This window comes from Piscibacillus salipiscarius JCM 13188, assembly GCF_001311865.1.
GTDB lineage: Bacteria > Bacillota > Bacilli > Bacillales > Alkalibacillaceae > Piscibacillus > Piscibacillus salipiscarius.
This window is the reverse complement of the sequence record NZ_BBCD01000010.1, coordinates 1-22598: the sequence shown is the minus strand read 5'-3', so window position 1 is coordinate 22598 and position 22598 is coordinate 1. Positions and strand designations below refer to the sequence as shown.

Sequence of the window (22598 nt, the reverse complement as noted above, 5' to 3'; positions counted from 1 at the left end):
GGAAAGCATAATTAAAGAACTAAACAAGCTGGAGGTGAGGTTTTGAAACAACAATCATGGATAATCATGTCACTAGTGTTTGCACTTATTATTTCGATTTTTGCTATTATCAATGTAGAGTCTGTAGAAGTTGATTTCTTATTCATCAAAACGAATGCGCCTTTAATATTAGTTATTTTATTATCAGTATTGATGGGAGCCCTATTAATCGTCGGCTTTAGCTTCTCTAAAATTTTTCAGCTGAAACGAGAGGTCAAATGGCTTAAAGTTGAAAATGATAGGTTAGAATCAGCTAACCAATCCTTGAAAGAAACTGAACAAAGAGAGAAAGAAGAACAAAAGCAAATGAATCAACTGGAAGAAGAAAATCCTGAGTAATCATAATATCTTCATTGATACCCCTGATGAGCTCTAGTATAATGAATTTCGTCAGGGGTGAACTTATGTTAGAAAGTAAAACGAAATGGATCTTACATAAAGTAGAAGATACACCACATATAGATTTACCATTTTCAAACGTGATAAAAAGAATGCTTGTTAAAAGAGGGATACGAACAACCGAGGAAGCCAATCAGTTTCTTCATGCGAGTCTAGATGATTTGCATGATCCTTTTTTGTTCTCTGACATGATTAAAGTTGTAGAACGAATTAAACAAGCGATTGAGAAGCAAGAACAAATATTAATTTTTGGAGATTATGATGCTGATGGTGTGACATCAACAGCTGTACTCGTACGAACACTTCGTCATTTAGGAGCACAAGTTCATTACTATATACCCAATCGATTCACAGAAGGGTATGGCCCGAATGAAAATGCGTTTATGGAAGCGCACCAAGCCGGAATTGATTTAATCATTACAGTTGATACAGGAATTGCTGCTCCAAATGAGGCTAAGTTAGCTAAGCAGCTTGGAATTGACTTAATCATCACAGATCACCACGAAGAGCAGGACGAAATGCCTGATGCCTATGCGATCATCCACCCTCGTTTATCAGAAGATTATCCTTTTGATTATTTGGCGGGTGTCGGTGTCGCATTTAAGGTGGCGCACGCACTTTTAGGAGAATTACCTAAAGACTTACTTGCATTAGCTGCCATTGGTACTGTTGCTGACCTTGTGCCTTTAAAAGGTGAAAATCGTGTGATTGTAAAGCAAGGATTGGATGTTCTTAGGAACACAAACGATGCGGGTCTAAACGCTCTAAAAGCAATTGGTAAAATAGATGATGACATGACCGAAGATTCTATTGGATTTGTTATTGGTCCTAGATTAAATGCTGTTGGAAGGCTACAAGATGCGACGTTAGCTGTCGATCTTTTACTCGAAGAAGATGCGTTAATTGCTGAAGATATGGCTCAAGAAATTGATGAGATAAATAAGAAGCGACAAAAGATTGTCTCAACGCTAGTTGATGAAGCAATTGAAGAAATTGAGAGTCATTTTGCTGACGATCATGTCATTGTCATCGCAAAAGAGGGCTGGAATCCTGGCGTGTTAGGAATTGTTGCTTCAAGGATCGTCAATCAATATCATAGGCCAACAATTGTATTAGGGATTGACCCAGAAAAAGGTGAAGCAAAAGGTAGCGCGAGAAGTATACCTGCTTATGATATATTTAAAAATGGGATGGACGTCCGCCACTTATTTTTACAATTTGGTGGGCATGCACAAGCTGCCGGAATGACAGTAGCTATAGACCAAATTGATGACTTAAGACAAGCTTTAAATGAACAAGCTAAACAAATATTAAAAGATGACGATTTTCAACCCGTCATAGATGTTGAAGATGAAATCATTTGGGATGAAGTGGATTTAGATTTCCCAAGGCAATTAACTCATTTAGCGCCTTATGGAATGGGGAACGAGAAACCTTATTTTCAACTGAATGGGTTAACACTATTAGATGCTCGTAAAATTGGTGCTAAGAAAAACCATGTTAAAATTCGCGCTCTAAGTGGATCTGAAACGATTGAAATGGTAGGGTTTCAGATTGGCGATGTAGCAGATTGTCTATCACCAGGTAGTTTAATTGATGTTGTAGGTGAAATTGAATTAAACGAATGGAATGGCAAACAAAAGTTACAATTAAAACTAAAAGATCTTCGTTGTCTAGAAGCTCAAGTATTTGATTATAGAGGTAAAAAATTACAATACATTAACTTTCCTAAAGACGCTGTGGCCATAAGCTTTAGAGGCAATACTCAGTCATTAGATATAGATGTATTAGATTTTGCGAAAGAAAAGGGTCGTTTTTGAAAGGTTAAAGAACCATTCTAAACTTGTACTAATTGATTTACCATCTTCATTAAATGAATTAGATGAAGTGCTAAGACAGAATCTTTTTACCAATATCTTTGCATGTTTTCAAAATACTGATGATCAATTCTTTACTTCAAGACCGAATCGTGACCATTTTAAATCACTGTATAAAACACTCAGTCAACATCAAGTTATTAAAAATGAACAAAAACATCAATTAGCACAAGCAAAAGGTTGGAAGATTAAACAGCTAGATTTTATGCTGCAAGTGTTTTTTGAATTGAATTTGTTACAATGAAGAATGGTAGTATTCGTTTAAATACAAACGTGAAACAACAACCGTTAACAAGTTCGAAAACATATCAAGACCAGATGCAGATGATTGAGGTTGAAAAAACATTATACTATTCGACACACGATGAACTTAAAAACTGGATGTTGTCGAAAATGCAGCCTCAGTTGAAGGAAGGAGAAGTTGTGCATGGATTATAAGGAGTATATTACAATAGTTGAGGATTGGCCAAAAGAAGGTATTAAATTTAAAGATATAACGACATTGATGGATAATGGGAAAGCTTTTAAATCTGCTGTAGATGAAATCGTAGAGTATGCACGTAAGTTAGATATTGATCTCGTTGTCGGACCTGAAGCACGTGGATTTATAGTTGGGTGCCCGGTTTCTTACGCTCTAGAAGTTGGATTTGCTCCAGTTCGTAAAGAAGGAAAGTTACCGCGTGATGTCATCAAGGTTGATTATGGTTTAGAGTACGGTGAAAATGTGTTAACGATTCACAAAGATGCTATAAAACCAGGTCAACGAGTTTTAATTGTAGATGATTTGCTCGCAACGGGTGGTACCGTAGAAGCTTCGATTAATTTAGTTGAACAATTAGGCGGTGAAGTTGCGGGATGCGCATTTCTAATTGAGTTAACCTATTTAGATGGTCGAGACAAGATTAATGATTACGATATATTAACTTTAATGCAGTACTAATCAAGTACCGGCTGGACTTCATTAATAAGTCAGCCGGTATTATATACTTTAATTAGTTTTTGGCTTTACAATTTTCGATATATTATTAATAATATAACAAAAGCTAATCTATTGGACGAGAATTTTTTGAGGCGACTAGGTGATCGTATGGCTAAACATCCAACAAAATCAATTGAAGAAGTTATAGAAGAGGCAAGCCGTTACTTAAATGAGGAACATACGGCTATGATTCGTCATGCCTATAATTATGCAGAACAAGCACATGAGGGACAAGTTCGAAAGTCCGGTGAAGCATACATTATTCATCCTGTTCAAGTAGCGAGTATTTTGATAGAACTTGAAATGGACCCTTCAACTATTGCAAGTGGTTTCTTGCATGATGTGCTTGAAGATACTGATGTCACATTTGATGATTTAAAAGAAGAATTTAGTGAAGAAGTAGCTTTATTAGTAGATGGTGTGACTAAATTAGGAAAAATTAAATACAAATCAAAACAAGCTCAGCAGGCAGAAAACCATCGCAAAATGTTTATTGCTATGGCTAAAGACATTCGGGTCATATTAATCAAGTTAGCTGACCGTTTACATAACATGAGAACTCTATCTCATTTACCAGAAGAAAAACAGCGCCGTATCGCTAATGAAACGTTAGAGATCTTTGCTCCATTAGCGCACCGTTTAGGTATTTCTACAATTAAATGGGAATTAGAAGATACAGCTCTGCGTTATATGAATCCCCAACAATACTATCGAATTGTTCATCTGATGAGACAGAAACGTGAAGAACGTGAACAATATATAGAGCAAGTAATTGATGAAATTAATTCACAACTCGGTGATGTAAATATTTCAGCTGAGATGTCTGGTCGCCCTAAACATATTTATAGTATCTATAAAAAGATGGTGCATCAGAAGAAAAACTTTAATGAGATATATGATCTATTAGCTGTGAGAGTAATTGTAAAAAGTATAAAAGATTGTTATGCCGTATTAGGAATTATTCATACATGCTGGAAACCTATGCCTGGCAGATTTAAAGATTATATTGCCATGCCAAAACCTAATTTGTATCAATCACTCCATACTACGGTTATTGGACCTAAAGGGGAGCCGTTAGAAGTACAAATTAGAACGCAAGATATGCATGAGATTGCTGAATACGGTATTGCGGCACATTGGCTTATAAGGAAGGTAAGACAAGTGCAGATAAGCAAGAAGACATGTCACGACAACTGGCATGGTTTAGAGAAATATTAGAATGGCAGAATGAAACAAATGATGCTGAAGAGTTTATGGAATCATTAAAAGTCGATTTTCTGTCAGATATGGTATATGTATTTACACCTAATGGCGATGTCATTGAGTTACCTCGAGGCTCAGTACCATTAGATTTTGCTTATCGTATCCATACTGAAGTCGGAAATAAAACAATTGGTGCTAAAGTTAATGGCAAAATGGAGCCACTTGATTATAAGCTTAAGACCGGTGATATTCTTGAAATATTGACATCTAAACATTCTTATGGACCTTCAGAAGATTGGTTAAAGATCACACAAACATCGCAAGCTAAAAATAAGATTAAACAATTTTTCAAAAAGCAGCGACGTGAGGAAAATGTGAAAAAGGTAAGGAATCGGTTGAAGCGGAAATTCAAAACCTAGGATTCCAGCCTAAAGAAGTGTTAACAGAAGAGAATATACAATTAGCATTAGATCGGTTCCATTTTAATAACGAGGAAGACTTATATGCAGCGGTTGGATATCAAGGTGTTACTGCTCAGCAAGTTGCGAATCGAATTACTGAAAAGCTTAGACAACAAGAAAAAGCAACTGACCTAGAAAACACGATTAAAGAGGTACAACAAGAAGTCGAGAACAGACGTAGAAGATCGTCTGGTTCAGGTGTTTTTGTAAAAGGCGTTGATAACTTACTTATTCGTTTGTCGAAGTGCTGCAATCCGGTACCAGGTGACGACATTGTAGGATTTATTACAAGAGGACGGGGTGTTTCAGTCCACCGAACAGATTGTCCTAATATCGTGAATGAAGATGAAACAAGGTTAATTGAAGTCGAATGGGATCAACAGCAAAATAATCAAAAGAGCTACAGTGTTGATCTAGAGATATCCGGATTTGATCGAAGCGGTTTGTTAAATGAAATTCTGCAGGTTGTTAATGAAACGAACACTAGCATAACTGCAGTTAACGGGAAGTCAGACCGTAATAAGATGGCTACGATTCATCTTACCATTTGATTCATAACGTTGAACATCTCAAGAAAGTTGTCGAACGTGTTAAACAAATTAAAGATGTCTTTACTGTTCAACGAACTGTGCACTAAGGAGTCAGATATAATGAGAGCAGTTATTCAACGGGTTACAGAAGGGTCTGTTACTGTAAATGGTGAAATAAAGGGCAAAATCGATAATGGTTTGGTTGTATTATTAGGTGTTACACATGAAGACACCGCGAAAGACCTTAAATTTATAGCAGACAAAGTGTCTAATTTAAGAATATTTGAAGATGATCAGGGAAAGATGAACTTATCGGTAAAAGATGTCGGCGGAAAAGTTCTTTCCATTTCTCAATTCACGCTTTATGGAGATTGCCGTAAAGGGCGCCGTCCTAATTTTATGAAGGCAGCTAAGCCTGATTTTGCTAATGACATGTATGAACAATTTAATGAGTTAGTGAGAGAACAGGATGTAGATGTTGAAACAGGTGTCTTTCAGGAGTATATGCAAGTATCACTTATGAATGATGGACCTGTCACGTTAATTTTGGATTCGAATGAATAAACGTCTTGACATATTATGAATTGCATCATATGATAGTTAAAACATTTAAATAAGTAAAACCTATGAAGGAAAGAGTAGTAAAGATTAAACATTACAGAGAGGGTTTATCATTGGCTGGAAATAAACCTAATTGTTTGCTTTATGAAAGACATTCCAGAGGTGCCGCATCGAACCAATTTTTGTAGTAGGTGAAGGTCGCGAGAAGCGTTACATAATGAAGAGAGAATGGTGATCTACCATTCTAATCAGGGTGGCAACACGGGTGATCTCGTCCCTATCAAAGAACAGAAACTTTGATAGGGACTTTTTAATTTAAAAAAAGATTAAGAATTTAGAGGAGGAGCTTTATGAATATTAATGTTCCAAGAGGTACAGAAGATTTATTACCAGAAGCAACAAAAAAGTGGCAAGTAATTGAAGATAAACTAAATCATTTAGCTCAGGTTTATAATTATAAAGAAATAAGAACGCCGATCTTTGAACGCACGGAGTTGTTTCAAAGAAGTGTTGGCGATACAACGGACATTGTTCAGAAAGAGATGTATACATTTGAAGATCGTGGCGGTAGAAGTTTAACGCTAAGACCAGAAGGGACTGCTTCCGTTGCACGTGCATATGTTCAGCATAAAATGCACGGTTCTCCAGCACAGCCTGCAAAGCTTTATTATATTGGACCAATGTTCCGCTATGAAAGACCACAGCAAGGACGTACAAGACAGTTTACTCAATTTGGTATTGAAGCAATTGGCAGTGCGAGCCCCGCAATAGATGCTGAAGTAATGGCATTTGCGATGGATTGTTATCAAGAACTTGGTTTAAAGTCTTTAAAGTTAGTTATAAACAGTTTAGGTGATCAAGAAAGCAGGGAAGCTCATCGTAATGCTTTAATTGAACACTTTAAGCCAGTGAAAGAAGACCTATGTTCAGATTGTCAAAACAGACTTGAAAGAAATCCATTACGATTATTAGATTGTAAGGTCGACCGGGATCATGAAGCGATGCAAACAGCACCATCTATTTTAAACTACTTAAATGAAGAGTCTTCTCAATATTTTGAAGGTGTTAAAAAGCATTTAGATGCAATGGGAATTTCCTATGTTGTTGATGACACGTTGGTCAGAGGATTGGATTATTATACGCACACAGCATTTGAAATTATGAGTGAAGCTGAAGGTTTTGGTGCGATTACAACGTTATCTGGCGGCGGCAGATATAGCGGTTTGATTGATGAATTAGGTGGCCCTGATATTTCTGGAATAGGTTTTGCACTTAGTATCGAACGTTTAATAATGGCATTAGATGCAGAAGGCGTGAACCTAGATAAAGATGAAAGTGTTGATTGTTTTGTTATTGCTATTGGTGATGAAGCCAAATACACATCATCTAATGTTGTAAATCAGCTGCGAAAATCGGGTGTTAAAGCAGATCAAGACTATTTAGATAAGAAAGTGAAAGGTCAGTTTAAGTCAGCCGATCGTGTAGGAGCGACATATGCCGTCATCATAGGAGAAGAAGAATTAGCTAATGGTGTTGCAAATGTTAAAAATCTAAAAACCGGAGACCAAAAAACTGTAGAAACGGATCAAATCGCAAAAGAGATAAAATCAGGATTTTAAGGAGGCAACATGATGCAAAGTCGTACACAATGTGGAACTATAACCACTCAGCATGTAGATGAACATGTCTTATTAAAAGGGTGGGTTCAAAAAAGACGTGACCTAGGTGGTTTAATCTTTGTAGATTTAAGAGACCGCTCAGGAATTGTGCAAGTGGTGTTTAATCCAGATGTAAACCAAGAGGCATTAGAAATCGCTGAAAGATTAAGAAGCGAATATGTGATTGAAGTGATAGGAACTGTAAAAAGACGTGATGATTCAACGGTTAATCCTAAAATGAAAACGGGTGAAATTGAAGTTTATGCATCTGAAGTGACCATTTTAAATAAATCCAAGGCTTTACCAATTAAAATTGAGAATCAGACAGATGCAACAGAAGAAATCCGATTAAAATATCGTTATTTAGATTTACGTAGACAAGAAATGCAAGAAACCATGAAATTACGGCATCACACATCTCAAGCATTACGTCGATACCTAGATGGTGAAGGGTTTTTAGAAATGGAAACCCCAATGCTTACAAAAAGTACACCAGAGGGCGCACGTGACTATTTAGTACCAAGTCGTGTTCACCCAGGGGAATTTTATGCCCTTCCCCAATCACCTCAATTATTTAAACAACTTTTAATGGTGTCTGGTTATGAGCGTTATTTCCAAATCACGAGATGCTTCCGTGATGAAGATTTACGCGCTGACAGACAACCGGAATTTACTCAACTTGATATCGAAACATCATTTATGAATCAAGAAGAGATTATGCATATGACTGAAGATATGTTAACAGCTGTTGTTAAAGAGGTGAAAGGTGTAGAGGTTCCAAAGCCTTTTCCTCGTATGACATATGATGAAGCAATGGAACGTTATGGCTCTGATAAACCAGACACCCGCTTTGGATTAGAACTCGTTAATGTTAGCGAAATTGTTGCTAATAGTGGATTTAAGGTATTTAAGGGAGCTGTAGAATCTGGAGGTAAGGTCAGTGCTATTAATGTTAAAGGTGCTGCGAGTCAATACTCACGAAAAGATATCGATAAATTAACGGAACACGTAGCAGTTTATGGCGCTAAAGGTTTAGCATGGATGAAAGTCGATGGCGGACAGTTCACAGGGCCAATTGCGAAGTTTTTTGAACAAAATGAGGTAGAACAATTAACTGAGCATTTAGGTGCTGAAGATCAGGATTTATTACTATTCGTAGCGGATCAATCGAATGTGGTTGCGGATAGTCTTGGTGCATTAAGGCTTAAATTAGGTAAAGACCTAGGTTTAGTTGATGATAACCAGTTTAACTTCTTGTGGGTGACAGACTGGCCACTATTTGAATATGATGAAGATGAAGGTCGTTATCATGCAGCTCACCATCCATTTACCATGCCACAAGTGCAGGATGTTGAAAAGATGGAGCAAGACCCAGCGAATGTTAAGGCTCAAGCTTATGACGTTGTATTAAATGGATTTGAACTTGGCGGCGGTTCATTACGTATTTATGAAAAAGAACTACAAGAGAAAATGCTTAAGGCTCTAGGGTTTAGTCATCAAGAGGCGGAAGAACAATTCGGATTCTTGTTAGAAGCATTAGAATTCGGCGCTCCGCCACATGGAGGAATTGCTTTAGGTTTGGACCGTTTTGTCATGATCCTTGCTGGTAAATCAAACTTAAGAGATACTATTTTATTCCCGAAACTGCATCAGCTTCTGATTTGTTAACGGATGCTCCATCAGCTGTGAGTAGTACTCAACTTGAAGAATTGCATCTAAAATTAACTGGAAAAGCCAACGAATAAAGGAAAAAAATACATCGATTTTACTACTTGTCTGAGCTTGAATTGAAAGATGTATTATGCTATTATTCAATTACACAAACAAATGAACACAAACAATCCTAATGTGTTCGTTGATCTTCAGATGTTTTGACCGAACACTTATAGAAAAGGGAGCCTGGTGTTTCCGTGCAGCGTAAATGCCTCGCTGAGGACTTACAAAACGCGGAACAGGGCACCCACCTGCTTGGAGCGGGTTCAAAACTATAACCAGATCAACGGCACAATTGGGATTGTAGTACATAGTTAAATATCAACGTCATTTATGATGATTAAATCATGAATGACGTTTTTGATTTGCGTTCTAAACTAATTACTTGCATGACGACCGTTAAGGGAAATATGAGGAAAAAAAGAAATGCCTCCCTATCCTGCGAATGAACGCAGGATAGGGAGGCATTTCTGTATTATTTTCTATTCATTTATGAATCGCGAAGTAATGATGCATTAATTTACTTCGCGATTTGCTGCAAATTTCCGTTTTTCTCCATTTTGAACGTTGGTGAGGATAATGATGAATCTTCATCCAATACAACCATCTTTCTTGCACGTTCCATAATAGAAATAAATGTTTGATAATCCTCTTGTAAGGCTTGGTAATCCTTATTCATTCTTTCAAGTTCACTTTCTAACGTTTCTTTTTCGCCTCTTAAGCGTTCGTTTTCTTCTTTTAGCTTATCAGCTTCTTGTGAACTTACCCTTAAGTCATCTGATTTAAGTTCTTGTAATTGAGCAATAATCGATCTATCGATGGATGCTCCTGCGTTGATGTATAAGTAGGTTTTCGTTTAACTGTTTTCAAGTTTGAAGAACCTTGAAGTTTATGTTTTTCAGCTTGCTTACGTTGTTTTCGTTGTCTTTTTGCTAAATCTATTGCTTTTTCATAGTTTTGGCGAACTTCGGCATTCCAACGAAAACCGCATGCTGCAGCTGTACGATTTAATTGGTCTCCAACTTCTTCAAAAGCATTTAGCTGAGTGCTTCCTTCTCTAATATGGCGTAAGACAGTTTCAGCTAATAATAGATCATCTTCATGAGACCAAGCATCTTGTCGTACTTTTACCACGATTTTCATCTCCTTTTATATTTGATAGTCTTCTATTTCTATCATGTGCAAGATTGTTTCAATATATACATATAAAAATTTATAGTTAGTTATTTTGTAAGAGTATTCCTATCAAATATACTATTCGCAATGCACTAGTTGATTATAGTAAAATAGGAAACTATAGGAGTTTGCTATAAAAAGGAGAATCATGATGCTCTATCAAGAACCATTAGCTTATCGAATGAGACCTGAGAAAATTGAAGAAGTTGTTGGGCAAGATGAAATTATAGGTGAAAATACACCATTATATAAAATGATTCAAAAAGCCATGTGCCTTCAATGTTATTGTACGGTGAACCCGGAACTGGTAAAACGTCCTTAGCTTTTGCTATATCTGGTTCAACGAATAAAGAGTTTTTCGCTATCAATGCAACAACTGCCGGTAAAAAGATGTTGAACGGATTATAAGTGAAGCACGTATGACTAATAACGCTATTTTATTTATAGATGAGATCCATCGCTTTAATAAAAGCCAGCAAGATTCATTATTAAAAGCATTAGAAGAAGGTGTTATCACGTTAATAGGTGCAACGACAGAAAATCCATTTCATAGCGTGAACCATGCTATCCGTTCAAGATGCGGTCAGATTAAACAGTTAAAACCATTAGATCAACAAGCAATTATCCAGTTATTAAAACGAGCTTTAAAAGATGATGAAAAAGGACTTGGAGAATTAAACGTACAAATTGATGAATCTTTATTAGCTTCAATTGCTGAAACTACTGGTGATGGCCGTACAGCTCTGTCATTGTTAGAAGATATTGTTTTTGCTTCAGATGAGACTGAAGAAGGCATTGTCGTTACCCAAGAGACAGTTGAGTATTGTATTAAGAATAAAGGTTTTTCTCATGATAATAAAGGTGATATTTACTACAACTTATTGTCAAGCTTTCAAAAGAGTATTCGTGGTAGTGATGCTGATGCAGCGCTCTATTATTTAGCGAGGTTATTAGAAGGCGGTGATTTAGAAGCGATCTCAAGGAGGTTATTAGTTATAGCCTATGAAGACATTGGCTTAGCTAACCCGCAGCTTTGTTCTAGAGTATTGCCAGCCATTCAATCAGTTGAACGACTAGGGCTTCCAGAGGGGAGAATTCCTCTATCCGTTATAACGGTTGAATTATGCTTATCACCAAAATCAAACACAGCGTATAAAGCGTTAGATAAGGCAATTAAACATGTTCAAAAGGTCGCAACTGAAGATGTACCAGATCATTTGAAAGATACTCATTATCAAGGAGCCAAAACATTAGGGCATGGTCAGGAGTACAAATACCCACATAATTATGCAAATAGCTGGGTTTATCAAGAGTATCTACCAGAATCGATCCGTCATATGTCATACTACGACCCTAAAGATTTAGGAGAAGAGAAGCGTTATAAAAATGTATACGATAAGCTCAATCAATTAAAGCAACAAAAACGTAAGAAGAAGTCTTAAACATTAGAAATGCACGCCGACCTTCTTCGTGCTATAATGACATTTGGTTTTATATCAAAGCTGTTCGGTGTAATATGATGTACCATTAAGTTTTTCTCAAAAAGCTCTATTAAATGTTAAACTATAGATTAGACTAAGTTAAGGGAGGCCCATCCATTGAAAATCTCAACAAAAGGGCGCTATGGTCTTACCATTATGATTGCATTAGCTAAAAATTATGGTGACCAGCCTTTACCTTTAAAGGCGATTGCCAAAGAGTATAATTTATCTGAACATTATTTAGAACAATTAATTGCTCCTTTAAGAAATTCGGGTCTAGTAAAAAGTGTCCGCGGTGCCAAAGGTGGATATTTGTTAACGAGAGAGCCGAAACAAATAACAGCTGCAGATATTATTCGAACATTAGAAGGTCCGATTCGTCCTGTAGAAGAAATGGACGATGATGAACCGTCAAAACGTGAATTATGGAAGAGAATTCGTGATGCCGTTCGAGATGTATTAGAACAAACTACTCTACAAGATTTAATAGAATATAATGATACGAATTATCAGGAAGAAAATATGTTTTACATTTAAAGGGTGATATGTTTTGAATAGAATTTATTTAGATCATGCTGCAACAACACCTATTCATCCACAAGTAAAAGATACCATGCGTAAGGTTATGGAAGAGAGCTTCGGCAACCCTTCAAGTATTCATCATTATGGTCGTGAGAGCAGAAAACGCTTAGATGAAGCTAGAGTGACCATGGCTAAAAGCATTAATGCTAATTATGAATCAATTATTTTTACAAGTGGAGGTACAGAAGCTAATAACCTTGCCATTTTGGATTAGCATATGCTAATCGTGATAAAGGTAACCATATTATTACGACACAAATTGAACACCATGCGGTCATGCATCCTTGTGAACAACTGGAACAAGAAGGGTTCGAAGTCACATACTTACCTGTTGATGAAAATGGAGTCGTTGACATTATGGACGTAAAGAAGGCTCTTCGAAAAGATACCATCTTTGCGACTATTATGTTCGTTAATAACGAAACGGGAATGAAACAACCAATCCAAATGATTGGTAACTTGCTTAGAAGTCGTGATATTCCATTCCATACCGATGCTGTTCAGGCATATGGAGTTGAGGAGATCGATGTTGAAGAACTCAAGATTGATTTAATGACAGCATCATCTCATAAAATTTACGGTCCTAAAGGCGTGGGTTTCCTATATAAGCGAGAGGGATTTAATATTGCTCAGCGTGTTTTTGGTGGTGAACAAGAGCGAACATGGCGTTCCGGTACAGAAAACACTTTGGCTATTGAAGGCTTTAAAACAGCTGTAGACGTATTAAAAAAGCAAAGGTTAAGCCGAGTCAAACATTACGAGCAATTATCAGAGAGTCTAATTAGTGCTTTAGATTATAAAAAAGTTGACTATCAAGTTAACGGAAGCTTAGATACAGATGCAAGGGTACCAAATATTTTAAATTTAAGTTTTCCTGGCATGGATGTTGAAATTTTTCTAACGAACTTAGATTTATCAGGGGTAGCAGTTTCATCAGGTTCTGCTTGTACGGCTGGGTCTATTGATCCATCTCATGTTCTAAAAGCTATGTATGGAGAAAATAGCCCAAAGTTAAGAAATTCTATTCGTTTTAGCTTTGGTATGGACAACACTGTAGAAGAAATGGAACAAGTGGCTGATCGTATTGAATTAATTATTAATCGTTTATCTTCAAATGTATAAGGTGGTGAATATTATGAAGGATCGTGCAAACACAAGAGTTGTTGTAGGTATGTCTGGCGGCGTTGATTCATCTGTTACTGCTTTGTTATTAAAGCAACAAGGCTATGATGTTGTAGGAATTTTTATGAAGAACTGGGATGATACTGATGAATTTGGTGTATGTACCGCAACAAAAGATTATGAAGACGTTGTAAGAGTGTGCAATCAACTAGACATTCCTTATTACGCAGTTAATTTTGAAAAACAATATTGGGATAAAGTCTTTACTTATTTCTTAGATGAGTACAAAGCCGGTCGCACTCCAAATCCAGATGTCATGTGTAACAAGGAGATTAAATTCAAAGCCTTTTTAGATCATGCCATGTCATTAGGTGCAGATTACTTGGCAACTGGACATTATGCTCAAGTACGCGAACGTAATGGTCAGCATGAATTGGTAAAAGGTGTTGATGATAATAAAGATCAAACATACTTCCTAAATCAGATACCAAAAGAAATCTTGCCTCAAATTATGTTCCCACTTGGGCATATGGAGAAAAAAGAAGTACGGGAAATCGCTAGAAAACATGACTTAGCAACAGCAACGAAGAAAGATAGTACGGGTATATGTTTTATCGGTGAAAGAAACTTTAAAGAATTCTTAAGTGAGTACTTACCGGCACAGCCTGGTGAAATGAGAACATTAAATGGAGAAGTAAAAGGACAGCACGATGGTTTAATGTACTATACAATCGGGCAACGACAAGGCCTTGGAATTGGTGGCTCAGGTGAACCATGGTTTGTTGTAGGTAAGAATTTAGAAGATAATGTGCTATATGTTGGTCAAGGATATAACCAAGATGCTTTATATGCAGATGGACTGGAAGCAATTGATATCAATTGGTTAATCGATGGTGACTTTTCCGAGCCATTTAGTTGTAAAGCAAAATTCCGCTATCGCCAAGTAGAATGCCCTGTCATGATTTACCCGCAAAAAGACGGATCATTAATGGTTCAGTTTGATGAACAACAACGTGCCATTACACCAGGTCAAGCAGTTGTATTTTATGATGATGATGTTTGTATTGGCGGCGGTACGATTGAACGAGTTTATAAAAATGAACAACCTGTGAAACACTTGGCGTAATAGCGCTAAATTAAGGTTTGTAAGTTTAAAGGCATAATATAAACTGTAGTTCTTTTAACGATTGCTAGAAAAGTCAGCACATGGTGATGTGGTGACTTTTTCTACTTATAAGAAAGGAGAGTGGACTTGTGGACTATATTCAACAAGGTTTACAATATATGAAAGAACAGAACATGGAAGAAGCGGCGAAATTGTTTAACAGGCATATAGAAGAGCATCCTGAAGATCCAGTAGGTTATATTAATTTTGGAAATCTTTTGACACATATTAAAGAATATGACCGTGCTAAACGCTTTTTTGAAAAAGCATTAGAATTAGACGAAAATGTTCCAACAGCCCATTATGGGTTGGGTAATGTTTACTTTGAACAAGAACAGTACTCGGAGGCGACACAGGAATTTCAGGATGCGATTAAACAAGGACTGGATGAAGCTGACGTTTATTTAATGCTTGGCATGTCCCTAATGAATCAGGAGCAGCCTAAATTAGCTCTGCCGTACCTACAACGAGCGAGCGAACTGGAGCAAGAAGATGTTGACATTCAGTTTCAATACGGGTTATCACTTGCTTATGCTAATTTAATTGAAGAGGCTTTTAATCAATTTAAGCATGTCTTAAAATTAGATGAGGAGCACAGTGATGCTCATTATAATCTAGGAGTCGCTTATTTATATAAAGAAGAGCCTCATCATGCACTTGATCACTTTAATCAAGCTCTAAAAATACAGCCTGAACATGTCTTAGCAGGGCATGGCAAAAAGCAAGTTGAAGATATGTTAAATGAACACTAAGTAAAAAAGGAGGCTGAATGCAATGAGTGAAGCAGGCTATGTAAAAGCTAAATTAAATCATATGATCTTTCATAAAGCTGAGGAACAATTTTCCATTGCTTCAGTCTCTGTTGTTGAAACGAACGAAGAGATAGAAGAAGATGAGCTTGTCGTGAAGGGTCATTTCCCACCATTAACATATGGTAATGAATACATTTTTTTACGGAACTCTTAAAACTCACCCTAAATTTGGTGAGCAATACCAAGTATTTACATATGAAAAAGAAATGCCTAAAGATGAGGACAGTTTAGTTAAATATTTCTCAAGTGATTTATTTTACGGAATTGGTGAAAAGACTGCTAAAAATTGTAAACACACTAGGATTAAGTGCTGTAGATCAAATACTGAGAGACGAACAGGCACTTGATCAAGTACCAGGTTTAAACGAAGAAATGAAAAACCGATTAAGAGAAGATTTGAGAACCAATCAAGGGTTTGAACAAGTTGCACTAGAACTCGCTAAGTATGGAATTGGTTTACAGCTAGCTCAGAAAATATATCAAGCCTTTGAAGAAGAGACCATTAAACAACTAATGATAATCCATATGCATTTGTGTTTAAAATTGAGGGTTTTGGGTTTCAAAGGGCCGATGAAATGGCTAAAGAATTAGGCATTGGTGAGGAACATCCAACACGTATTGAAGCTGGTGTTCTTCATATTTTAGAACTGGAATCCATGAATGGCCATGTATTTATGGACCAAAATGAGTTAATGAAAAAAGCAAACCGTTTATTGTATCAAAGACAACAACGATTAACTGAAGAACACTTTACTGAGCGAATTAAACATCTGGAAGAGGAAGACTTACTTGTCAGTGAAAACAACCGAGCGTATTTACCTCATCTATATTATTCAGAAGAAGGTATTGCATCTCAATTAAAAAGGATTATGGACATAGAAGTCGAAGAATCATTTGAGGAAAGTGAACTTCTAAAAATCATTGGTGAGATGGAAGAGGTAGAAGGTCTTTCTTATGGTGAGGAACAATATGAAGCCATAAAAAAGCCTTAAATGAAAAAGTCATGTTATTAACTGGAGGCCCTGGAACTGGTAAAACAACTGTTGTTAAAGGGATTATTTCTTCTTATGAAAAGCTGTTTAAGCCTAAGAAAAAGCTAAGCAGAGAAAGACGTTATTTTAACAGCACCAACAGGACGAGCTGCTAAAAGACTTTCTGAAGCAACTGGTTTAAAAGCTAAAACGATTCACAGTTTATTAGGCTGGTCAGGTGATGATTCATTCGAATACGATCAAGGTAACCAACTAGAGGGAGATGTCATCATAGTTGATGAATTTTCTATGGTCGATGTCTGGCTTGCCAATTCTCTTTTTAAAGCGATTCCTTCAGATATGAAGGTTATACTAGTGGGTGATGAAGATCAGCTTCCTTCGGTTGGACCAGGACAAGTTCTTTCTGATTTATTACAATCAAATGCAATTCCTGTTAGTCACTTGTCTGAAATATATAGACAAAAAGAAGATTCTTATATTATTCAGTTAGCCCATCATATTAAAAATGATAATGTTGAGAATATGGATATGTCAAAATCAGGTGATTTTAACTTTATACCTAGCGGTGAAGAACATACCCTTAATGTCGTAGAACAAATTGTTCAAAGAGCTCTTAACAAAGGCTATACGATGAAAGATATACAAGTATTAGCCCCGATGTACAAGACAGAAGTAGGTATTCATGCATTGAATCGTAAATTACAAATGATCTTCAACCCTAAAGATCGTCAAAAAGGGAAATCATTCATTTTGATACAACCTATAGAACAGGGGATAAGGTTATTCAGTTAATAAATCAACCTGAGAAAAAAGTATATAACGGTGATATTGGTGAAATTATTGCAATAAAAACCAAATGAATCAGAAACTAAAAAAGATGAAATGATTATTGATTTTGAAGGACTACAAGTATCTTATACGAAGCAAGATTTTAACCAAATCATGCTGGCATATGCGATTTCGATTCATAAGTCACAGGGAAGTGAATTTCCAATAGTTGTTATGCCTGTTGTAAAGGCATTTAAGCGATGTTAGTTAAAAAATTACTTTATACCGCTATTACACGAAGTAAAAACGTCACTTTTAATATGTGGAGATTACGAAGCTTTTATAGATGGTCTTAAGAAAAATTATGCTTATGAACGTAACACGACATTGGTAGAGCGGATGCAAATGATGTTTTCTGATGCGGAGTATTTAGAGCAAGACATACCAACTGAAGAACAGAATACATCAGAAGAGGAAGAAATTACGCCTTATGATTTTATGTAACGTAGGTAAACTATAACTATCTTATACAAGGTGTATAGGATAAAAATGATTTGGAAAAGCTGAGGACTAAGCAGCAGATTCTGTTGTTTATAGACTTCAAAAGATTATACAAAAAGGAGTAAGTCCGATGAAGTGTCCAAATTGTCAGTCTTCTGATATCGGGAGAATTGGTGAAGAGCAGTATTACTGTTGGAACTGTTTTATTGAAATGGCTTTTGTCGACGGAGCCATGCATGTACGTGAAATAGAAGAAGATGGTTCACTCTCTTCTTTAGATGATCTGTTTTTGGATGAAAACGGATAATAAGGTTGGTGATTGGCGTTGAACCGAGTGATATCGAACAGCGCTAAAGTTGGAATGGGTGCAGCTATGGGATGGATGATTCGAAACAACCCAAAAATGTTAAAAAAAATCGCTATATGAAGCGAATGCGTAAAGCAGGAAAAAGGTTAAAAAAAAACGTTATCTCTAGATTGAAGCTGTACGCTAATCCCTGAATAGGGGTTAGCGTTTACATAATACATTTGACAGAAACGATTTAGTTAACTATAATAACTGAAAGTAAATATACTTGAATCGTAGAAGGAACCGAGTAAATGACAGCCGACCTTAAAAGAGAGGCATTTCATAAGCTGAAAGAAATGCTAAGGAAAAGGGTTATTGAAGCTATTCCAGAGAGTGGTTAATCACCACCGTATACATCGCGTTAAGATGTCTCAAGTGATAAGCAATTACTTGCTTATAACTAGGGTGGTACCGCGAAATGATCGTCCCTACATGTTTACATGTAGGGGCGTTTTTTAATTTACTTAAATAATCATATGCAGGGAGGACTTGTTATGAAGCAGTTGAACTCAGCTGAAGTTAGACAAATGTTTTAGATTTCTTTAAAGAAAAAGGGCATTCGGTTGAACCTAGCCGGTCGCTAGTACCTCAAGATGACCCCACATTATTATGGATCAATAGTGGGGTTGCAACGTTAAAAAAGTATTTCGATGGTCGAGTCATTCCAGATAATCCAAGGATCGTCAATGCACAAAAATCCATAAGAACAATGATATTGAAAACGTTGGTTTTACTGCAAGGCACCATACGTTTTTTTTTGAAATGTTAGGTAACTTTTCAATTGGTGATTATTTTAAGGAAGATGCAATTAAATGGGGATGGGAATTTTTAACGAGTGATAAATGGATAGGATTCCAACCTGAACGTTTATCTGTTACCGTTCATCCTGAAGATGAAGAAGCATATGTTATTTGGCGTGATCAAGTAGGTGTCCCAGAGGAACGTATTATTCGCATAGAAGAAAAATTTCTGGGATATTGGAGAGGGGCCAAGTGGTCCAAACACAGAGATTTTCTATGATCGTGGGGAGAAATATGGGAATGATCCTAAAGACCCTGAATTGTACCCAGGAGGAGAAAATGAACGTTATTTAGAAATTTGGAATTTAGTATTTTCTCAGTTTAACCACAATCCAGATGATACTTATACGCCACTACCAAAGAAAAACATAGATACAGGTATGGGACTCGAGCGTGTTTTATCGGTTATTCAAGACACACCGACGAACTTTGAAACAGATTTATTTATGCCAATTATTCGGAAAACAGAAGCTGTTTCTGGTGAAAAATATGGTCAGTCGCAAGAGAAAGATACAGCTTTTAAAGTAGTGGCTGATCACGTTCGTACTGTTGCATTTGCTATTGGGGATGGTGCCTTACCTTCAAATGAAGGACGCGGATATGTATTAAGACGTTTACTAAGACGTGCTGTTCGTTTTGCGAAAGAGTTAAACATCAATGAACCATTTATGTATCAATTAGTTGATGAAGTTGCTTCAATCATGGAAGACTTTTACCCGGAAGTTCAGAACAAGAGTGATTTTATAAAAAATGTTATTAAAACTGAAGAAGAGCGCTTTTACGAAACTCTTCAGGAAGGTCTTGCAATATTAGAGAAAGTGATGAAACAAGAGAAAGGCAAGGGAAGTCAAGTGTTTCCTGGCCATGAAGTCTTTACGTTATACGATACGTATGGTTTTCCAAAGGAACTTACAGAAGAATATGTGCAAGCAGAAGGATTTTCAATCGATGAAGCTGGTTTTGAAGAAGAAATGAAGAAACAGCGGGACCGTGCTCGTGAAGCACGTCAAAAAGTTGATTCTATGCAGGTACAAAGTGAAGTATTACAAAATATTCATCATGAAAGTGAGTTTGTTGGGTATGATACGTTAAATGTGGAGTCCTCTATTACAGTCATCGTTGCAGAACAAAAAGCAATTGATGAACTTAATGTAGGTGAGACAGGGTATGTCATTTTAAAAGAAACGCCTTTTTACGCTGAGAGTGGGGGCCAAATTGCTGATAAGGGAATCATTGAAACTGACACAGGCCGAGCACAAATCATTGATGTACAAAAGGCTCCTAACGGGCAAAACTTACATCAAATAGAAGTAGAAGATGGTACCTTATATGTTGATCAAAAGGTTAAAGCAGCTGTGTATAGACAATTTAGAAAGCAAATTATAAAAACCATACGGCGACTCATCTACTACATCAGGCTTTAAAAGATGTTTTGGGTGATCATGTTAACCAAGCAGGTTCATTAGTTGCACCAGATCGTTTACGATTTGATTTCTCACATTTTAACGCTGTAAGTACTGAAGAATTAAACGAAATCGAACAAATTGTTAACAAGAAAATTTGGGATTCCATTGACGTAACCATTTCACAAAAGACACTAGATGAAGCAAAACAAATGGGAGCGATGGCTTTATTTGGTGAAAAATATAGTGATGTTGTAAGAGTTGTTTCAGTTGGTGATTACAGTATAGAGTTATGTGGGGGCTGTCATGTGCAAAACACAGCAGAAGTCGGATTATTTAAAATTGTAACTGAAACAGGAATTGGAGCAGGAACTCGAAGGATTGAGGCAAGAACAGGGCAAGGTGCTTATCAATACTATGAGCAACGTGAGAGACTATTAGATGAAGCTGCTAAATTACTTAAGACAAAAACTGAACAAATACCAAGCAGAATTGAATCTCTTTATGATGAATTAAAATCATTAGAACGAGAGAAGGAATCCTTAACAGCTAAAATTGCCAACTATGAATCCGCTAATATAACAGAAAAATTGAGGATGTTAATGGAATACCATTATTAGCAGAACAAGTAAGTGTCAATGATATGAATGCACTAAGAAGTATGGTTGACGATCTTAAAAATCAATTAGATTCCGTTGTGATTTTACTTGCAATGGAAAAAGACGGTAAAGTACAATTAGCCTCTGGTGTGACTAAAGATTTAATAGATCAAGGTATGCATGCAGGTCATCTTATTAAAGAAGCAGCTATGAAATGTGGAGGAGGCGGTGGAGGCCGTCCTGACATGGCTCAAGCGGGAGGCAAACAGCCTGAAAATATTAACGATGCACTAAATGCAGCAAAAGATTATGTACAAAGTGTTTTAACTTCATCTTAATTCAGTTTATAATATAAGTAGAAGTTAACGAGGGGGTCTATGAGAAGATGTCAAATGATCACACTATGAAATTCCAATTCAATGATGATTCACAAGAACAAAAAGTTAATGAAATTCTACACTCAGTGTATGAATCATTAGAAGAAAAGGGTATAATCCGATTAACCAAATTGTCGGTTATTTGCTGTCAGGTGATCCAGCATACATCCCTCGTCATCGAGATGCTAGAAATTTGATTAGAAAAGTTGAGCGAGATGAGATTATAGAAGAAGTGGTAAAACATTATTTGAAATCTAAATAAAGAGGCTTTTTATATGAAAATTTTAGGATTAGACGTTGGAGAACGGACCATCGGAGTCGCTGTATCCGATGCTCTTCACTTTACAGCACAAGGAATAGAAACCATTAAATGGGATGAGTCGGATTATGAATCAGCCATACCACGTTTAAAAGAACTTATTGAAGGTTATGAAATAAGTAAAATCGTGGTAGGATATCCTAAAAATATGAATAACACAGTTGGTGAACGAGCACAGTCCTCAGAAACATTTGCTAAATATATTGAGGAACATTTTGATATACCAATTGTGCTTTGGGATGAAAGGCTGACGACAATGGCTGCAGAAAGAGTTTTATTAGAAGCTGATGTCAGTCGAAAGAAACGGAAAAAGTGATTGATAAAATGGCCGCAGTCATGATTTTACAAAGTTATTTAGATTCTGGCCATTAATTTAGGAGGTAAAAGAATGGACGAAAAGAGCGTATTATCATTCCGGATGAAAATGGTGAAGAGCATTTATTTGATATTCTCTTTACGTTTGATGTGGATGAAACGGAAAAGTCTTACTTAGTTGCTGTACCTGCTGAACAAGCAGAGCAAGAAGAACAAGAAGTATTCGCATTTCGTTTTGAAGAAAGTGATCAAAATGAAGATGACCTTACTCTTTATCAAATTGAAACAGATCAAGAGTGGGATATGATTGAAGAAATGCTTAACACGTTTACAGACTCGGATGAAGAGTAGAAAAAGTATTTTTAATAACATTAAAGGGAATAGCCCTTTGAGGCCTTATTCCCGTGTTTTTGGATT

Annotated in this window: 16 protein-coding genes, 1 other RNA gene, 10 pseudogenes and 2 other annotated features; of the genes and pseudogenes, 26 read left to right on the top strand and 1 reads right to left on the bottom strand. The window is 36.5% G+C overall.

Annotated elements, in window-relative coordinates:
- Nucleotides 1-42 precede the first annotated feature (42 nt).
- The 9 genes and pseudogenes from JCM13188_RS08325 (at nt 43) to ssrS (ending at nt 9726) form a co-directional block, all read left to right on the top strand.
- Complete coding sequence (locus JCM13188_RS08325) at nt 43-378, top strand: LapA family protein (RefSeq protein ID WP_054753405.1); 336 nt, start codon at nt 43-45, stop codon at nt 376-378.
- 65 nt (nt 379-443) lie between these two features.
- Nucleotides 444-2258 (top strand): single-stranded-DNA-specific exonuclease RecJ, encoded by a 1815-nt coding sequence (gene recJ / locus JCM13188_RS08320; RefSeq protein WP_054753404.1) that lies wholly within the window; start codon nt 444-446, stop codon nt 2256-2258.
- Nucleotides 2259-2325: 67 nt separating this feature from the next.
- Nucleotides 2326-2753, top strand: a pseudogene (locus tag JCM13188_RS20720) (single-stranded-DNA-specific exonuclease C-terminal domain-containing protein).
- A complete protein-coding gene (locus JCM13188_RS08305) occupies nt 2743-3255 on the top strand; it encodes an adenine phosphoribosyltransferase (protein ID WP_054753397.1) in 513 nt (170 codons plus the stop codon). The pseudogene JCM13188_RS20720 and the gene JCM13188_RS08305 overlap by 11 nt, the downstream one beginning before the upstream one ends.
- 147 nt (nt 3256-3402) lie before the next feature.
- A pseudogene (locus tag JCM13188_RS21790) lies at nt 3403-5595 on the top strand (RelA/SpoT family protein).
- Between the two features lie 13 nt (nt 5596-5608).
- Nucleotides 5609-6052, top strand: coding sequence for a D-aminoacyl-tRNA deacylase (dtd, locus tag JCM13188_RS08295; protein ID WP_054753395.1), 444 nt, complete (start codon nt 5609-5611; stop codon nt 6050-6052).
- A gap of 53 nt (nt 6053-6105) precedes the next feature.
- Nucleotides 6106-6331, top strand: a binding site (T-box leader).
- 68 nt (nt 6332-6399) lie between these two features.
- Nucleotides 6400-7668 (top strand): histidine--tRNA ligase, encoded by a 1269-nt coding sequence (hisS, locus tag JCM13188_RS08290; protein ID WP_054753393.1) that lies wholly within the window; start codon nt 6400-6402, stop codon nt 7666-7668.
- Nucleotides 7669-7677: 9 nt separating this feature from the next.
- A pseudogene (aspS, locus tag JCM13188_RS08285) lies at nt 7678-9452 on the top strand (aspartate--tRNA ligase).
- Between the two features lie 92 nt (nt 9453-9544).
- Nucleotides 9545-9726, top strand: a non-coding RNA gene (gene ssrS / locus JCM13188_RS18595) — 6S RNA.
- A 214-nt stretch (nt 9727-9940) separates the two neighbouring features.
- On the opposite strand, the pseudogene JCM13188_RS08280 reads toward ssrS, so the two are convergent.
- A pseudogene (locus JCM13188_RS08280) lies at nt 9941-10554 on the bottom strand (RsfA family transcriptional regulator).
- Between the two features lie 190 nt (nt 10555-10744).
- Between JCM13188_RS08280 and JCM13188_RS08275 the strand changes: the two are divergent.
- The 17 genes and pseudogenes from JCM13188_RS08275 (at nt 10745) to JCM13188_RS08230 (ending at nt 22532) form a co-directional block, all read left to right on the top strand.
- A pseudogene (locus JCM13188_RS08275) lies at nt 10745-12038 on the top strand (replication-associated recombination protein A).
- Between the two features lie 156 nt (nt 12039-12194).
- Complete coding sequence (cymR, locus tag JCM13188_RS08270; protein WP_054753391.1) at nt 12195-12614, top strand: cysteine metabolism transcriptional regulator CymR; 420 nt, start codon at nt 12195-12197, stop codon at nt 12612-12614.
- Between the two features lie 13 nt (nt 12615-12627).
- Nucleotides 12628-13781: pseudogene (locus JCM13188_RS08265) on the top strand (cysteine desulfurase family protein).
- 13 nt (nt 13782-13794) lie between these two features.
- On the top strand, nt 13795-14907 hold the full coding sequence (gene mnmA, locus JCM13188_RS08260) for a tRNA 2-thiouridine(34) synthase MnmA (RefSeq protein WP_054753389.1): 1113 nt from the start codon (nt 13795-13797) through the stop codon (nt 14905-14907).
- Nucleotides 14908-15035: 128 nt separating this feature from the next.
- A complete protein-coding gene (locus JCM13188_RS08255; RefSeq protein ID WP_054753387.1) occupies nt 15036-15698 on the top strand; it encodes a tetratricopeptide repeat protein in 663 nt (220 codons plus the stop codon).
- A gap of 22 nt (nt 15699-15720) precedes the next feature.
- A complete protein-coding gene (locus JCM13188_RS18590) occupies nt 15721-15912 on the top strand; it encodes a YrrC family ATP-dependent DNA helicase (RefSeq protein ID WP_279401589.1) in 192 nt (63 codons plus the stop codon).
- On the top strand, nt 15878-16105 hold the full coding sequence (locus tag JCM13188_RS21785; RefSeq protein WP_439646623.1) for a YrrC family ATP-dependent DNA helicase: 228 nt from the start codon (nt 15878-15880) through the stop codon (nt 16103-16105). Before JCM13188_RS18590 ends, JCM13188_RS21785 begins: the two co-directional genes overlap by 35 nt.
- Before the next feature lie 25 nt (nt 16106-16130).
- Nucleotides 16131-16750, top strand: a pseudogene (locus JCM13188_RS18580) (helix-hairpin-helix domain-containing protein).
- A gap of 11 nt (nt 16751-16761) precedes the next feature.
- Nucleotides 16762-16905: an AAA family ATPase gene (locus JCM13188_RS18575; RefSeq protein ID WP_279401586.1), complete on the top strand. Its 144-nt coding sequence runs from the start codon at nt 16762-16764 to the stop codon at nt 16903-16905.
- Nucleotides 16874-17542: an AAA family ATPase gene (locus JCM13188_RS18570; protein WP_279401610.1), complete on the top strand. Its 669-nt coding sequence runs from the start codon at nt 16874-16876 to the stop codon at nt 17540-17542. The genes JCM13188_RS18575 and JCM13188_RS18570 overlap by 32 nt, the downstream gene beginning before the upstream one ends.
- Complete coding sequence (locus JCM13188_RS20015; RefSeq protein WP_369404913.1) at nt 17491-17610, top strand: hypothetical protein; 120 nt, start codon at nt 17491-17493, stop codon at nt 17608-17610. The genes JCM13188_RS18570 and JCM13188_RS20015 overlap by 52 nt, the downstream gene beginning before the upstream one ends.
- Before the next feature lie 22 nt (nt 17611-17632).
- On the top strand, nt 17633-17785 hold the full coding sequence (locus JCM13188_RS18565) for an ATP-binding domain-containing protein (RefSeq protein WP_279401585.1): 153 nt from the start codon (nt 17633-17635) through the stop codon (nt 17783-17785).
- 364 nt (nt 17786-18149) lie between these two features.
- Nucleotides 18150-18326, top strand: coding sequence for a YrzR-like zinc ribbon domain (locus JCM13188_RS18560; RefSeq protein ID WP_279401584.1), 177 nt, complete (start codon nt 18150-18152; stop codon nt 18324-18326).
- A gap of 267 nt (nt 18327-18593) precedes the next feature.
- Nucleotides 18594-18801: a binding site (T-box leader), on the top strand.
- A gap of 61 nt (nt 18802-18862) precedes the next feature.
- Nucleotides 18863-21508 (top strand): annotated as a pseudogene (alaS, locus tag JCM13188_RS08245) (alanine--tRNA ligase).
- Nucleotides 21509-21555: 47 nt separating this feature from the next.
- Nucleotides 21556-21809 (top strand): annotated as a pseudogene (locus JCM13188_RS08240) (IreB family regulatory phosphoprotein).
- A 13-nt stretch (nt 21810-21822) separates the two neighbouring features.
- Nucleotides 21823-22238, top strand: a pseudogene (gene ruvX / locus JCM13188_RS08235) (Holliday junction resolvase RuvX).
- Between the two features lie 33 nt (nt 22239-22271).
- Nucleotides 22272-22532: a DUF1292 domain-containing protein gene (locus JCM13188_RS08230; RefSeq protein WP_054753385.1), complete on the top strand. Its 261-nt coding sequence runs from the start codon at nt 22272-22274 to the stop codon at nt 22530-22532.
- Nucleotides 22533-22598: the final 66 nt, after the last annotated feature.